The sequence below is a fragment of the Mesorhizobium sp. M7A.F.Ca.MR.148.00.0.0 genome, from assembly GCF_003997735.1.
Taxonomy (GTDB): Bacteria; Pseudomonadota; Alphaproteobacteria; order Rhizobiales; family Rhizobiaceae; genus Mesorhizobium.
Window position 1 is genome coordinate 1 of the sequence record NZ_RZTB01000345.1, and the last position, 307, is coordinate 307.

The window sequence follows — 307 nt, forward strand, 5'->3', positions numbered from 1 at the left end:
ATTTTCTGCGACGGCGAGCCCGCGAAAGGGCTTTTTCCGATGAGGGCCCGGACATGATCGTCGACCCAGCCAATCCCACCGCCGATCGTCAGGCCGCGGCGGCCAGCCTGCACACCTTCATGCGCCTTCCCGTCGCGCAGCGAAGCAGCGTGATCATGATGGACGTTCTAGGCTATTCGCTGCAGGAGATCAGCGACATGCTCGACACCAGCATCCCTGCCATCAAGGCGGCGCTGCATCGCGGTCGCGGCCGGCTCCGCCATCTTGCTGACGAACCGGACGACCGTCCTGTTCCGAAACTGAGTGC

General features: G+C 63.8%; 1 protein-coding gene. It reads left to right on the top strand.

Annotated elements, in window-relative coordinates:
- The coding region (locus tag EOB49_RS34400; RefSeq protein ID WP_281060637.1) for a sigma factor-like helix-turn-helix DNA-binding protein at nt 1-307 on the top strand (307 nt) is incomplete at both ends.